Annotated in this window: 17 protein-coding genes and 1 pseudogene; all 18 read right to left on the bottom strand. The window is 65.2% G+C overall.

Going from position 1 to position 13,895, the window contains the following annotated elements; genetic code table 11:
• Window positions 1–204 precede the first annotated feature (204 nt).
• Window positions 205–420, bottom strand: coding sequence for a cytochrome C (locus tag LPW26_RS06010; RefSeq protein ID WP_238733374.1), 216 nt, complete (start codon window positions 418–420; stop codon window positions 205–207).
• The gene (locus LPW26_RS06005) at window positions 417–674 is read right to left on the bottom strand and encodes a hypothetical protein (RefSeq protein WP_238733373.1); all 258 of its coding nucleotides are present in this window, start codon (window positions 672–674) and stop codon (window positions 417–419) included. The genes LPW26_RS06010 and LPW26_RS06005 overlap by 4 nt, the downstream gene beginning before the upstream one ends.
• Window positions 671–2,401, bottom strand: coding sequence for an SNF2-related protein (locus LPW26_RS06000; protein ID WP_238733372.1), 1,731 nt, complete (start codon window positions 2,399–2,401; stop codon window positions 671–673). Before LPW26_RS06000 ends, LPW26_RS06005 begins: the two co-directional genes overlap by 4 nt.
• Complete coding sequence (locus LPW26_RS05995; RefSeq protein ID WP_238733371.1) at window positions 2,398–2,769, bottom strand: hypothetical protein; 372 nt, start codon at window positions 2,767–2,769, stop codon at window positions 2,398–2,400. Before LPW26_RS05995 ends, LPW26_RS06000 begins: the two co-directional genes overlap by 4 nt.
• Window positions 2,766–3,179 (bottom strand): ASCH domain-containing protein, encoded by a 414-nt coding sequence (locus LPW26_RS05990; RefSeq protein ID WP_238733370.1) that lies wholly within the window; start codon window positions 3,177–3,179, stop codon window positions 2,766–2,768. The genes LPW26_RS05995 and LPW26_RS05990 overlap by 4 nt, the downstream gene beginning before the upstream one ends.
• Window positions 3,176–3,613 (bottom strand): hypothetical protein, encoded by a 438-nt coding sequence (locus LPW26_RS05985; protein WP_238733369.1) that lies wholly within the window; start codon window positions 3,611–3,613, stop codon window positions 3,176–3,178. Before LPW26_RS05985 ends, LPW26_RS05990 begins: the two co-directional genes overlap by 4 nt.
• The gene (locus tag LPW26_RS05980) at window positions 3,607–4,047 is read right to left on the bottom strand and encodes a TSCPD domain-containing protein (RefSeq protein WP_238733368.1); all 441 of its coding nucleotides are present in this window, start codon (window positions 4,045–4,047) and stop codon (window positions 3,607–3,609) included. Before LPW26_RS05980 ends, LPW26_RS05985 begins: the two co-directional genes overlap by 7 nt.
• Window positions 4,044–4,295 (bottom strand): hypothetical protein, encoded by a 252-nt coding sequence (locus LPW26_RS05975; RefSeq protein ID WP_238733367.1) that lies wholly within the window; start codon window positions 4,293–4,295, stop codon window positions 4,044–4,046. Before LPW26_RS05975 ends, LPW26_RS05980 begins: the two co-directional genes overlap by 4 nt.
• Window positions 4,295–4,867, bottom strand: a complete 573-nt coding sequence (locus LPW26_RS05970) for a hypothetical protein (RefSeq protein ID WP_238733366.1) — start codon at window positions 4,865–4,867, stop codon at window positions 4,295–4,297. The genes LPW26_RS05975 and LPW26_RS05970 overlap by 1 nt, the downstream gene beginning before the upstream one ends.
• Window positions 4,867–5,136 (bottom strand): DUF2312 domain-containing protein, encoded by a 270-nt coding sequence (locus LPW26_RS05965; RefSeq protein ID WP_238733365.1) that lies wholly within the window; start codon window positions 5,134–5,136, stop codon window positions 4,867–4,869. The genes LPW26_RS05970 and LPW26_RS05965 overlap by 1 nt, the downstream gene beginning before the upstream one ends.
• Window positions 5,137–5,147: 11 nt before the next feature.
• On the bottom strand, window positions 5,148–5,651 hold the full coding sequence (locus tag LPW26_RS05960; protein ID WP_238733364.1) for a DUF7220 family protein: 504 nt from the start codon (window positions 5,649–5,651) through the stop codon (window positions 5,148–5,150).
• Between the two features lie 4 nt (window positions 5,652–5,655).
• Window positions 5,656–5,865, bottom strand: a complete 210-nt coding sequence (locus LPW26_RS05955; protein WP_238733363.1) for a hypothetical protein — start codon at window positions 5,863–5,865, stop codon at window positions 5,656–5,658.
• The gene (locus tag LPW26_RS05950) at window positions 5,862–9,620 is read right to left on the bottom strand and encodes a DNA methyltransferase (protein WP_238733362.1); all 3,759 of its coding nucleotides are present in this window, start codon (window positions 9,618–9,620) and stop codon (window positions 5,862–5,864) included. The genes LPW26_RS05955 and LPW26_RS05950 overlap by 4 nt, the downstream gene beginning before the upstream one ends.
• A complete protein-coding gene (locus LPW26_RS05945) occupies window positions 9,617–11,614 on the bottom strand; it encodes a DNA cytosine methyltransferase (RefSeq protein ID WP_238733361.1) in 1,998 nt (665 codons plus the stop codon). Before LPW26_RS05945 ends, LPW26_RS05950 begins: the two co-directional genes overlap by 4 nt.
• On the bottom strand, window positions 11,611–11,820 hold the full coding sequence (locus tag LPW26_RS05940) for a hypothetical protein (protein ID WP_238733360.1): 210 nt from the start codon (window positions 11,818–11,820) through the stop codon (window positions 11,611–11,613). The genes LPW26_RS05945 and LPW26_RS05940 overlap by 4 nt, the downstream gene beginning before the upstream one ends.
• Window positions 11,817–13,220: an MT-A70 family methyltransferase gene (locus tag LPW26_RS05935; RefSeq protein ID WP_238733359.1), complete on the bottom strand. Its 1,404-nt coding sequence runs from the start codon at window positions 13,218–13,220 to the stop codon at window positions 11,817–11,819. Before LPW26_RS05935 ends, LPW26_RS05940 begins: the two co-directional genes overlap by 4 nt.
• Window positions 13,217–13,483 (bottom strand): hypothetical protein, encoded by a 267-nt coding sequence (locus tag LPW26_RS05930; protein ID WP_238733358.1) that lies wholly within the window; start codon window positions 13,481–13,483, stop codon window positions 13,217–13,219. Before LPW26_RS05930 ends, LPW26_RS05935 begins: the two co-directional genes overlap by 4 nt.
• Window positions 13,480–13,895, bottom strand: a pseudogene (locus LPW26_RS05925) (hypothetical protein); the annotation flags it as partial. The pseudogene LPW26_RS05925 and the gene LPW26_RS05930, both read right to left, overlap by 4 nt.

Below are 13,895 nucleotides of genomic sequence, written 5' to 3'. Positions count from 1 at the left end.
ATAGTGCCACCAATGATCGCGGCCCGGCCATTTGACGAACGCTTCTCCGTTCGGGTCGGCGCAGTTGGCCAGCACCAGCAGAACGATCTGCTCGTACGATTTCTTCAACTTCTGTTTGCTGGCCCAAGTAACAGCTTCCCAGCTCATCGCAGGTCGATCTCTTCGTCAGGTGTTTTCAGGAAACGCAGGGACGCAACAGAACTCTCAGTAAACCGGCGGCTGCACCGCCTCGCACGCCGGCGTCGGGCCGGCCGGCAGCTTGTCGCCGCCGCGCCAGAACTCTTGCCAGTGCACGTCGCGCGGCCCTTCGCTCTCGTGCCGCGTGACCTTCACGATGCCGCAGCCGTTGAGGCACGCGCGCTCGGTCTTGAACGGCGGGAAGCGCTTAGGCTCGCCCCAGCGATGGCGGCGCAGGCTCATTTGGTGCCCGCCTGTAAAGTGGCGCTGATGAGAAACTGAGCCAACGCATCGGCCTGTTCGACGGTGAGATTGACGCAGTGACCTTCCACGTGCAGCTCAACCAGCGGCGCGGCGACGAACCCTGATGGCGCAGTAACGACAATCGACGGCCGATGGATGACCCCGACAACGTCTGCGTCGAATCTCGCCACAGGCCGGGCGACGCGAGCGCGTGGAAAATCAACGACGTTTCCTTGATCTATCGTCCTCGTCATGCCTTCCCCCGATCGAGATACATCTGCGCCAGCATCTTCAGGCGCGATTCATCGGTCTGGACGGCCTGCAGGGCACGCCCCGGATCGAGGATGCCGGACGCCTGCGACGCCTTGAGCCCGTGCAGGTTGGCGATCAGCGGGTCGCTGCCGCCGTCGGCGACTACGTAGTATTCGTCGATCGCATCTGTCCGCGCGTGCGGGCGCAACCGGCCGCGCAGCTGCTCGTGCACCTTCGGCGACCAGTCGAGTTCACCGTGAACCACGGTCTTGCAGCGGTGCTGCAGGCCGTCGAGGCCCGCGCCGGAGCGCAGCGACATGATGATGATGTCGCTGCGGCCTTCCATGAACGCCTTTTTGCCGGCGTCCTTTTCGGCGACCGTCTCGCTGCCGGTGTAGAGGATCGGTTTGTAGGGCGCGAGTTCGCGCATCCAGATGTCGTAGACGTCGCGGTGCCAGCCACCGAGAATAAGCGGCGTCCCGGCATCGAGCAGGATCCTGCAGAACGCCGCGACCTGCTGCGCCTTGGCCACGCCGGTCGTGTGGCGTGCCATCATGTCGAGTTCGCGCGCCGCCTGCCCGCGCTCGGTGAACGAGCCCGACAGCACCTTGATCGCCAGCGCCCGCGCCAGCTCCTCGTCGGCCGCGGCCGCCTCCTCATCGTAGGCGACCTCGTGGATGATGCGGTTCGGGGGCGGCCCGCCGCCCGTCTCGCGCAGCACGAAGTTGATCTCGCGCAGATAGGTGCCGAGTGCGTCCGGATCCTTGACGACCATCTTCCGATCGTTAGCGGAGTATTCGCACCACTCCTGCGCAAACTCCTCACGGGTGCCGAGCACACCCGGATCGATGATGTCGCAGATGTTGAACATTTCGCCGCCGTAATTGAACACGGGCGTGGCGGACAGGCCGAGCCGCAGCACGGCGTTGCGGGCGAACACGTCGGCGGCGGCGCCCTTGCTGGTGCCCCGTCCGTGGCGAAGCGACTGCACCTCATCGAACACGACCGAGCGGAAGCGTCCGGTGTTCGCGACGTCGACCCAGCCATGGAAGTTGGAATATTTGAAAATGTAGCAGTCCCGGTGTGGCAGCACGTAGGGGCTCGTGCCGGCGATGATGTGGCCGCTCAGCGTCGTGTATTTGAAGATCTGCTCGTCCAGCCACTGATTAGCGACGTGAGGCTCCACGATCAGCGCGCAGGGCAGGAAGCGATCGTCCATCACCGTCGCGAGCGCCGCCAGCGTCTTGCCGAGGCCGACATCGTCGGCGATCAGCAGCCGGCTCACCTTGCGGCCGACCTCGACGGCGCGCGCCTGGTTCGGCCGCAACACGACACCGTCCCTTAGGCGCGCCGGACGCTCGGACGGCTGCCAGTCTCCGTGCAGCACCTGCTCCAGCTCGCCCCGCAGGCTTTCGAAGCGCATCCGTCCTTCGGACAGCCGCAAGCGATCGTCCGGCGTGATCCGCAGCGGATAGCGCGCGATGAACCATTCCAGCTCGGCGCGGTTTTCGTCGCTATCGGAGAAATTGAAGGTGCCGACCTGCGTCGGATTGAGCCGCGGGAAGATGCGCTTCATGCGGATCGCGACATGCGGCTCGAGGTCGGTGATCACCCAGCGCCCGCCGGCGAAGGCCAGCGAGCCGAAGCTGCGATCTGCGCTGCCATCGCGCCAGGAGAGCCGCGAGACCGCCGCAAGGAAATCGTCGCTCTGCTCTGCGGCAGCGTTCATAGCCAGGCCCTTCCGAGATTGGCAACGAAAGCGGGCTTGCCGCCGATCGTCGCCGGCAGCGTCATCGCCACATTGGTGGCGAGGATGATCTGCTCGACCTCGTCGTGGGCGCAGTAGCGCTCCAGCTGTCGATAGATCGCCCGGCGACTGCCCTTGATCTTCACCTCGATCGCGAGGCCCCGCAGCGGCAGGATGTCGTGGCTGATCACGAAGAAATCGACGATATCGCCGTCGCCGAGATGGACCTCGCGGCGCGCGATCAAACCATCGCCCGTCAGCACGCCGAGCATGTCTTCCTGCAGCCGCTTTTCGTCCGACAGCGGCAGCCGATATCGCTGCAGAAGATCGATGATGCGCCCGGGCGTCATGCCAGCGCCTCACGCACCAAATCGTCGGGCACATCGAACAGTCCGCGCGCGCCGGTGAAGGCGATCGGACGATCGAACAGGCGCGGGTCGCGTAGCACGAAGCCGTACGGGCCGGAGAACCACAGCGAAAGCGACGCCTTCACGCAATCGACGACCTCGACGGTGCCGAGCAGCACCCCACGCTCCAGCTCTTCCGGCGCAGGCATCGTAAGGCCGGCCGGGAACGGCACGGTCATGCCGAGCGCGTGCACCGTCGCAAGGCAGTCCTCGTACTCATCCCGCGTCATTCCCTTGGACGCGTGGATCAGCAGCCGGCCACGAAACCGTGTCCGCCAGCTCCGGTTTTCGATATCCTTGCCGACGTGGAAGATGCACCACGGCCACGGCTGACGGACTGACAAGGCCTTCATGCGCTGACTTCCTCTTTGGTCGCCGGATCATCCGCGGTGAGGATCCTCGTCACGATCTGCTCGGCGGTGAGACGGCGGAACGCGCCGGTCGCGGCCGCGCGATCGAGGCGGCGCAGCCACTGCGGCGGGAACCGCAGGATGGGGAGAGGCTCGGCATTCGGGCGCCGGCCAGGGCGCCATCCGATCACCACTTCGTCGCGCCAGGGGCTTTCGCAGTCGCGTAGTTCGGTCAGCAGCCGGTTGATCACTTCGGCCGCCTTGAACGCCTCCGTCCGGCTGCGCTCGTCGTCGATCGCGCTCCGTTTGAGATCATGCGCAACCGACGGGCGATCTTTCGCCTCCGCCGTGGTGTACAGGACGGCGTTGAGCCGGGCAGCCGGCCCCGGCGCATTGACGGGCGCGGCCAGCAACGCGAGCAAACCGCTCGTCAGCATGCGATGCTCCCGTCTTCGCCGAACCCCGGAAGCGGCGCGATGACGACGCCTTGCGCGCGCAGCAGCTTATCGACGGCCACACACACGATGGTCTGCGCCGCATGGCGGTCATCGCGGGTCAGCGCCCGGGCGACGACCTCGAGCGGCGCGCCATATTGCAGCGCGTGGCTGAGGATGATCGCACTGTCGCGTGCGATCGCCGCGATCTGTTCGCCCGCCTTGCCGGCGTCGATGAAGACATCGCCGACGGCGCCGTCCGGATAGTAGCCGACCGTCACGGTGATCGGCGCGCGCAGCCCTTCGAACTCGAAATCGAACGTGTCGGAGTGCCGACGCTCCGGCAGCCGGCGCCGCACCGGCTGCGGATTGCGCAGATACCAGATCACAGCGCGGACCCGGGCGAGGATGCGCCAATTGGCGGAGCCGGAGATCATTGACGGTCTCCGGTCATCTTCCACCAGAATAGCCGACGCCGATAGACGCCGTCCGGAAACCAGCTACGCGCATCGTTGACGGCATGGTTGATCAGCACCAACGCGACGATCAGATTGAGACTGAATTCGCTCAACGCACCGACACCCATGCGGTTGACGGCAGCGATGCACTGGCTGATCAGTACCGTGCCGGTCAGCAGCGACGCCATTGCGGTCGGGCCTAATACGATCAGGATTTCTCGTTGCATCACAGCACCCCTACGGCTTGGCCGCACACCTCGACATGCTCGGCGCAGGGGCCAGTAAGAGGCATCAACGCACCGATGCCGCCGTCGAAATTGAACTGCAGCGGCCCGCACAGGTTGTTCACCATGTCGTGGATCGCGACGCGAACATCAGGAAGTTCAGCGATCCGGCGCACGTAGCTCAGCCTGAAATAGCCGCCACCGATCTCGGTCGAGATCGGCGATTCCTGATCGATCCAACCACAACCACCGCAGAACTCACATGCGAACTCCGGGCACCCCCTCAGATGTCCTCGGCCATCGCAGAGCAGGCATGGCCCCGTCTCCGGAGCCTCCGGCAGATCGAAGTGCAACGGCACGAACCGCAGCGCACCCCGGCCTTCTAACCGCAGCGGCGCGTCCCACTTACCCTGCACCTGGACTTCGGACACATCGTCCCGCCGCGGCACGCGCACCATGATGTGGCCGTTAGTTGCGTAGCTGAAAGCGCCACAAGAGAACGGCGTTTCCGTCCAGCGCCGGTGCACCTCATGCATGCCCGGATAGGCACAGAACCTCTTCAGATCGATGTCCATCACAGCATCCCCAGCGCTTGCATGTAGGTCTCGAGGATCGTCTCCTGCTCGGCGCGCTCATTGGCATCCTGCTTGCGCAGGCGGACGATGGTGCGAAGCGCCTTGACGTCGTAGCCATTGCCCTTCGCCTCGACGTAGACGTCGCGGATGTCGTCCGCGATGCCCTTCTTGTCTTCCTCGAGCCGCTCGACACGCTCGACGATCGACTTCAACTGATCATTGGCGAACCGCGTCGCCGGCTCGTCTGCAGGCTTCATCTGTGCTGACATGGCTCAGTCCCTCACCGGAATTTCGTCTTGCCGCGATCGAACTTCTCGCCTTCGGCGATCGCGAGCGCAGCGCCCTTGACCAGATCGCGCCGGAACCCGACTGGCTTCCACCACTCATCAGCCCACGGCCACAGCGGCGGCACATGATGAGGCGAGGAGCCGGCGGCAAGCAGATAGACGGCGCCGGCCTGTGAAAGCTTGCCGCGCGGATGATCGTCGTCGTGCTCGACGCTCCAGCCCTCCGCCTCGATCTGTCGAAAGCGTTCGGCGATCACGGCCTGCATGAACGGCGACAGCGGCCGCCGAATACGGAACGCCTCGAATACCCGGCGCAGCAAGTAGCTCCGGACGATCGAGATCACCGTCATGATCAGCGCGAAGATCAGGTTCTGATGGAAGTCGACGACGACGCCGAGCATCGGCAGGAACACGACCTGCGCGCCGAGCGAAATGCCGAAGCCGACGGCGATGTTGATGAAGCTCTCGACGAGAGACATCAGGCGGGATTGTTTCATCGGATCAATCCTCGCTGAAGTCCTGGGTGCACAGCATCGCTGTCCATGCGCCCTGGTCGAACCTGGCGGAATCGCCGCTCCCAGCCGGGAACGGATTTGAGGCCGGGATCTCGCTGCCATCCCAGTGCGCGAACTTGTAGGACATCACGCCTTTTTCGTAGGGCGATGCGGCATCCCAATCGGCCCGCGTCGGAAGCTTCGGTTCAGTGCTCATGATTGATCCTTCGTTTTTTGATGCTGGTCCGCCGCCACCAGGTCGAACAGCTCCGGCACCGCCATTTGCTCTTCGGCCGCATGCAGGTAGTAGACGCCATCGAGGAAGTAGAGGGCGCTCAGCTCGGTCGCGGCGCCGCGGCGTCCCTTGAGCAGCGCGCGATACGGCACCGTCATCAGTCCGCCGAACGGATCGAAGATCAGGTCGCCCGGGTTCGAGTAGCGCTCGATCAGCCGGTCGACGATATCGAACTGGAGCGGGCAAACATGCATCTCGGCGCCCTTGCGCTGCTGCAGCATGTTCAGCGTCCGCATCCGGTTGACGTCGTGCCAGACGTCCGGATCGTGCGAGCCCGGCGCGATCGACATGAACGACGCCGGCAGCGTCCCGGTCTTCTCCAGCCGCTCCCCGATCGTGACATGGGCTTCGTAGTCGTAGATCCGCTCAGCCGTGGTGCGGGCGAACAGCTTGGCCAGGTCCGCCGGGCCGCACAGCGCGAACTCTTCGGCGGTCAAATGGCGGTTGCCGCTGGAGCGCCAGAATGCATGCGCGTCGATCTGCCAGCGCGCGCGGGAGTAACCGGCGCCCTCGCCCGCGGCCGGGTCGTCGCCGTCCCATTTCTCTTTGGTCACCGGAACATCGGCATAGCCGCGGCTGCGGTCGCTCTGCGGCTTGCGCAGCAGCAGCACGTATTCGGGCGAGCCGACGCCCATCTTGGTGCCGTCCTTGCAGACTTCGCTCCAGCCCAGCCGATAGGTCTGATTGTTCTCCCGCACCACGTCGGTGACGACGGTGATCATGCCCATGTACTGAAAGCCGTGCGCCCGGTAGTGCATGATCGCTTCTGCGTGGAACGGCGAGATCGTCGGCACCCCCTCGCCCGTCACCGAGCCGAACAACACCCGGTCCTTGACGTGGATGCAGGCGAGCCGGCCCGGCCGCAGCATCCGCAGCAGCTCGCACGTCAGGAAATCCATCTGACTCCAGAAGTGACCGTTATCGTCGGTGTGGCCGAAGTCGCGATAGCTCGCCGAATATTCGTAGTGATTGGAGAACGGGATCGAGGTCACGATCTGGTCGACCGAATTGTCCGGCCAGGTTCGGCATTCGGCGACCGCGTCATTGTTGATCGCCACGAAGCGCTCGCCGCGGATCTCGACGCGCTTGACGCCCATGGTCCGGAGCAGTGCATCGCGCATCGGCAGCGCGTCGAGGCCGTGGCGGCGGATGATCTCGCTCATCCGGTTTCGCATCTCGGTGTCGCGCGCCCACTTTTCCTCGAGCGCCGCGCGGCCGCTCCGCTCGTCTTCCGAATAGATGATATCGATCTCGACCGGGTGCTGCTGGCCGAAGCGCTGCAGCCGAAACAGCGACTGCAGGAAGTCGTTGAACTTGTAGCCGTAGCCCGGCAGCGCCAGATAGATCGCCTTGTGGCAGTGATACTGGAAATTCGAACCGGAGCCGGACAGCACCGGCTTGGTGGCGAAATACTGCGTCCGCCCCTTCTCGAAATCGGCGAGCCGCAGTTCGCGCTCGTCGATATCCATGCCGGTGCCGGTGATCGTCACCACACCCGGCACCACCTGCTCGATCGCCTCGCGCTCCGCCTCAAGATCGTGCCAGATCAGCCGGTGCGCCTCCGGATCCTGCGCGATGATCTCCGTCATCTTGGCGACGCGCGCCTGCAGGCTGTCGCGCCGCGCCTTGGCGGCTTCGGAGAGGCTCGCGGCGACGTCGCGGAACATCACGCTTTGCCCGTCGCGCTCCGGCTCCGCCTTGCTGTGATCCGCCGGCACTTCATGCCAGCGCAGTTTCAGCGGCGGCAGTTCGTAGCCTTCGTCGCTGTAGCCGAGCTCGCTGGGCTTCTGCAGGAAGGCAGCCCAGGAGTGCACCCACATCCAGAATTCGTCTTCCTTGTGCGGGTAGAGCGTGAGGTCGCCGGCCTTCTCGCTGTTGCGCTGGAACCAGCGCGTCAGGGCAAGGCCGGTATCCATCACTCCGAGGAAGCCGGCGTAGTGGATCAACTCCTTGTAGCGGTTCGGCGACGGCGTCGCGGTCGCCACCAGGCGGAACGGCAGCTTGGCGAACAGCGGCAGGAACTCCTGAAACGTCTTGGAGCCGTAGCTGCGCAGGATCGAAGCTTCATCGAGCGACACCGCGTCGAACTGGTTCGGATCGAGCTTGCCGTCGCGCAGGCTCTCGTAATTGGTGGCGAAGTGCACCACCCCCTCGGCAAGGAGCGTCGCAACGCCGGCATCGCTGCGGACGAAGCGCAGGTCCATGCCGAGTTGTTCGGCCTCTTCGATGAAGCCGTGACGGACGCCGAGCGGCAGCACGTTGAGCGTGAGCCCGCCGGTGCGGCGGTGAAGCTGCCGCGCCCATTCGAGCTGCATCGAGGTCTTGTGCAGGCCGAAGCTGGCGAAGATCGCCGCGCAGCCGAGCCGCAGCGCCCAGACCACGAGGTCCTTGCAATGCGGCTTCAACCACGGATGCAGATCGTCCCGCGCCACCTCGATGCCGCGCATCGGCGCCGAGACGATCTTGTCCTCGAGGAAGGCATCGTAGGACGGCCAGTCGATCGACAGGTCGTCGAGGTCGATGTCGTCGTCAACTTCATCGTCATCGGCGGCAGCTGCGCCAATTGGCGCAGCCGAAGAATGAGGTGCCGTCTCTCCGGCTGTCACGTCCATAAACTCAGACGTTGTAGTCAGGACCGCGCCTGACGCGCCTACTTGCAACCCCGTTCCGGCGGTGGGTTGTCTTACGGGACCCTGGGCCCCAGCCGTTCCGGCTTTGCCTTTGGTTGCTTTCGCTACGGGATCAGTTGCCGGTCTCTCCCGACTGTCACCGCTGGTCGCGATCTCGGTTCTCGTCCGGTTCTCTCCGCATTTGATTCCGCTGCAGGCACCGGCAACCCCGCCCAGAATCTCGGTCTCCGTCGCCGGAGAACTATTGATTTGCACCCCACCATCGCCCGAAGACGCACCAGCTGGCTCACCGCGCCATGCAACCTTGTCGGGCAGGTGATCGAATTTCTGCCAGTGCGCCTCGATGGCCGCATCCATCTTGGCATGCTCGCCCCAGCGATAGCTGATGACGTGGCCGCAGCTGCACGTCCCGATCGTCATCTGCCGGCGGTTGACGACCGGATTGGTCATCGCGACCGCATGGCCGGCCGGCCAGGCCTTGCGGACCCGGTGCGCCGTCACCAGCGCCGCCACGACCGGATCGGCGAGCGCCGCAGCGGGTTGATTTCCTTCGCCGTCCAAAACCTCGGAAAATGCCTGTGCCGCAGCGGCTTCTGGTTGATTTCCTTGCGGCAACTCACCAGCATCGTCATGCCCGGGCTTGACCCGGGCATCCGCCGCAGCGGCCGTTTCCGGCTTCAGCGACAGCGCCCATTCGATGATCCGCCCGGCGTAGCCCGTGCCCCAGCACGTCCCCTCATCTTCCTTGTTGCGCATGTACTTCCGGGCCCGCCGCACCATCCGGGCGATCGCGGTGCGCAGCGCAGCCTCGCGGGTCGAATGCTGCGGCAGCATGACCGACAGGCTCGGCGGCGCCGACAACCAGCTCCCGTTCTCCAGCTCGATCAGCAGGATCCGGCTGGCGCGCGACTGGTACGCCTGCACGGGATGATCGAACACCTCCGCCTGATCGTCGCGGAAGAACTTGCCGCCATCGCCGAGCGGCGGCTCTCCAGCAGCGCTTCGCAGTACCGGCATATCCATGATCGCAGCCGCACCCGCACTCATTCGGCCGCCTCCATAAACTGCTCGACTTCACGAGGCGCGTAGTTCGCGCGCACCAGCGCCGCCGCCATCGGCGGACAGACGCTGTTGCCGCATTTGGCGACCTGCTGGGTCTTGGTGATCGGCCTGCCGGCGGCGTCGCGATCGATGATGTAGCTGTCGGGAAATCCCTGCGCGCGAAACAACTCTGGCGGCACGAACATGCGCAGACCGAGATCCGAGATGACGACCTCGATCCCGGCGATGGTCAGCGTCACGAACTCACGTTCGTCCCACAACCCGAACGAACGCAGCAGATCGGCGACGCGTCGCGCCTTCGCGACATGCTCCGGACCGAACGGCGGGATCGACGCCAACACCTCGGCAAGCCCGAACCTCGCCTTACTGGTCACCGTGTGAAGCGGATCGTCGATCTTCGGATCCTGATCGGCGCCGTAGTATTTCACAACGAAGGCAGTCGACGTCGCGATATGTTCGCCGCCTGCGCACTGCGTCGGTGCAGGCTCGGCCACATCACGGCCGCGTCGATCGGACCCCTTCAGATTGACGATGCCGGCAGAGACGACAGCCTGCGTTGATCCCTTTGCCACGACAGTCGATAGCGGGGTCCGCGCGTCGTGCCCGGGCTCCTGATAATTGTTCTGCGCCAGGAACGCCGCGACCAGGTGCATGTGCGCGCCGCCGCTGGTGATCGTATGAGATGGCCGGTCCGCTTCGTTGAACGGCTTGTCGGCGTGGCGCATCGTCATCAGGTGCGGAGCGACAACCGCATGGCGATTGCCGGTCGTCTGCGTCCGCAGCGGCTCGCCAGGCGATGCCGCCCGAACGTCATCTCCCTCGCCAGCGCCGTAGTAGGACGTCAACACGGGAGCCACCAAACCGATCGGCGCGGCGCCGCCCGGCCGCTTGATGAAGCTGTTCGCCGTGATCGTCGGAGCAGGATCTTCCAGCGAAGCGCCGACGCTGTTCTCGCGAAACTTCGTCAGGTGCGCCGCGATGATCTGATTCTGATCCTTTGGCGACGCCGCGACGGTGTGCAACGGATCGCCAGCATCGCGGACCTTGCCACCATGCTGGGCAGCGCTGACGAATGGCATCACCATCGCCTTTTCGCCGCGGTGCGCAGCGGTCACCGTCGCCAGCGGATCGACGACATCCTGCATCTGGCCTTCGCCATGATGCGTCAGATTGACGATGAACGGCTTGGCCGCATCGAGCACGTAGCGCTTCACGCCCTTGGCGATCCGTGCCAGCGTCGCCGGCTGCAGCGGGCGTTGCGCGCGCAGGCCGTGCTTCACCATGATCTCCACAGCGCTATCGAAGATCGACGGGCACGGCAGCGACCAGTCGATGATCTCGGCGGCCGTGCGCCAGGGCTTCAGGGAGCCGCTACGCACGCCCTCGGACTCCGGAGCGCCGTGCGTCGGCGCCGGCCACACGATCGGCTCACCGTCGCGCCGAGCGATGAGGAACAGCCGCTTGCGGATCGTCGGTGCGCCGTAGTCGCAGGCGCGCAGCTCGCGCCATTCGACCGCGTAGCCGAGCCGCTCCAGCTCACCGACCCATCGCTTGAAGATCAGCCCCTTGCGGGCCGCGCACGGCCGGCCATCGTCACCGAGCGGCCCCCACGTCTGAAACTCCTCTACGTTCTCGAGGATGATCACCCGCGGCGCGACCGTGTTGGCCCAATGCACCACCACCCACGCCAGCCCGCGGATGTTCTTCTCCACCGGCTTGCCGCCCTTGGCCTTGGAGAAGTGCTTGCAGTCGGGCGACGCCCAGAGAAGCCCGACCGGACGGCCGCCGCAGGCGCTCACCGGATCGACCGACCAGATATCCGAAGTCAGATGCACCGTCGCCGGATGGTTCGCCTCGTGCATCGCCAGCGCGACCGCATCGTGATTGATCGCGATGTCCGGCGAACGGCCGAGCGCCATCTCGATGCCGGTCGATGCACCGCCGCCGCCCGCGAAGCTGTCCACGATCAACTCCATCATTCTGCAGTCTTTCCCGAAAAGACCTTGCGGATATCGTCGAAAGCACGATCGCCCTCATGGACCTCGATCAGGATCTGCAGGGCTTTACCGAAGGTCTCCACGCTCTCGGCAGCAAGCTCACGCTGCGCATAAAGCTCAATGCTCTCGACTTCGGGATTCCAATCCTGATCAATCAGTTCAGCCATCTGAGCAGCGGTCATACTCATTCCGCAACCTCCGCGATCGGCGCAGCCTCGTTGCCCCAGACGTCCCAGTCCGGCCATCGCGCGCGCCATGCTGCGGGGTCATCGACGCGGCCGAACAATTCGATCTTCGGCACGCCGGGGAAGTAGCGATCAATCTGGTCGCGGAAGGCATCCGGCTTGGCGGAGTGATCGCCGAGCTCGGCATCGAGGATCGACATCGCCTGTGTGCCCTGCAGCGGAGCCGGCACGTCGCCGCGCACGCCGAGCATCAGCAGCTCGTGGCAGTCGATCCACCAGAAGCCGGTACCGCGATTGTAGTTGCCGGTCGACGCGCGCTTGGCCCAGATCTGATGCGACCGGTACGTTCCCTCACCGGACGGGGGCAGGAGCTGGCCGTCGGGCCCACGCAGCAGCCGGCCATCCGCCCCCCAAGGGCGCCGCGAGGCAAAGCCAAATTCGGCCAGGAGGTCCATCTGGTCGAACAAAGAGCAAGCCCAGCCCCACATCAGCATCGCGCAATTGTCGTTCGCCAGCGCCAGGATCTGCTCGCGCAAAGATGCGAGGTAATCGAACGGCTCGGTGCGGTAGTGATTTTCCGGCGACTTCTCCAGGCCGGTCTCGTCCGAGAACACGTTGAACTTGCGCGGCAAGTCGACATAGATCACGCCGTATTTCTTGCCGGTGAGCAGCGGCGCCGCCTCCGGCGTCGCCATCTTGGCTAGCCGTCTCTCGCGCCCCGCCGCCTGCTTTTCGCTGCGGTTCTTCTTGGCGATCTCCTTGACCACCCTGGGATCGACGGCCGCGACGATCGCGCGTTGCTCTTCGATCGGAAGCGCCGCGATATCAGCCGCCGCCGACACGGCGATCTGCCCGGTCTCGACCGCCTGCTGCAGCTCCGCCGCGCCCTTCTCCTGCACCACGGCCGCGCGCTGCACGCTGCGCCGGCCGACATTGAGCGTCGACGCCGCTTCGGTCTGCGACACCAGAGGCTCCGGCTCGGCACCAGCCGGCGCCGGTGCGACGCCGTTCAGCAGATCCGCGACGCCTGCGCCAATTGGCGCAGCCGCCCGCGTCGACTGGTTGTCGCCTAGCTTCAAGGTGGCGAGCCGCGCCGCCACCATGGCGCGCTGGCTTTCGTTGAGATGGCGGCGCTTGAGGTTCTTGCTGATCACCCAGGCGAGCGCCTCGCGATCGGTGCCGGTGAACACTTCGGTGCGGACGCCGATGCCCTTGCGGGTGCAGGCGGTGTAGCGATTGCGGCCGTCGAGGATCATGCCGCGATGCAGCTTGACGGTTTCGACCTGGCCATGCTCGGCAATATCGGCGCCGAGATCATCGATCTCGGCATCGGCGAGCATCGGAAACAGGTTCGCCAGCGGATGGAATTTCAGCGGCGGATGTCCGGGAGGAAGGAAGGTCATGCGGCACACCTTTCAATTCCACCAGCCAGCACGGCACGGATCAGCACCCAGCCTGCTTCCGACGGCCGGTAGAACGGCCCCTGCAGCGACGGATTGCTATCCACGCCCTGCCGGTACCAAATTTCGATAAGCCCGCGCCGCCACAGCGGCGCCATGGCCTCGCGCTGATCGCGCGTCAGTGCGTACTGACCGCCAGCCGAGCAGCAGACCGCGAGCTGCTTGAGCGTCGCGATCTGCCGGTTGCTGAGGCGTTCGCCCTTCACAGGCACTCTCCGACGATCTCACGACGGAGCGCCGCCACCTTGTCGCCTTCGCTCTGCACCTCGCCGATCAGCGCAACGATCCACCAGCGATCGCCTTTCCACTTCGGCGGAATGAACGTCGCGTGAAGGCCCTGCTTGGTGCAGATCTCAAGCGGCCCTTCGAGCTCTTCCACAGTGCCGGGCTGAACGGGCGACTTCTGCCGTCCCCCGTTGCAGGCACGGCCAGCGCTGTCCGACCGCCAGAACGCGATCGTCGCACCCTCCTTCTCGAGCGCCGCCAGGCGCTCCTGCTGAGAGACTGGCCACTTCCGGGCGAAGCCCGGGATTGTGGCCAGCCAATATTCTTTAGAGCCGTAGCCGTAGCCGGAGCCGTAGCCGTAGCCGTAGCCGGAGCCGTAGCCGTAGCCGTAGC

Origin of the sequence: Rhodopseudomonas infernalis, from assembly GCF_022271405.1 — a bacterium.
Taxonomy (GTDB): Bacteria; Pseudomonadota; Alphaproteobacteria; order Rhizobiales; family Xanthobacteraceae; genus Rhodopseudomonas; species Rhodopseudomonas infernalis.
This window is presented reverse-complemented; position numbering and strand designations above follow the sequence as displayed.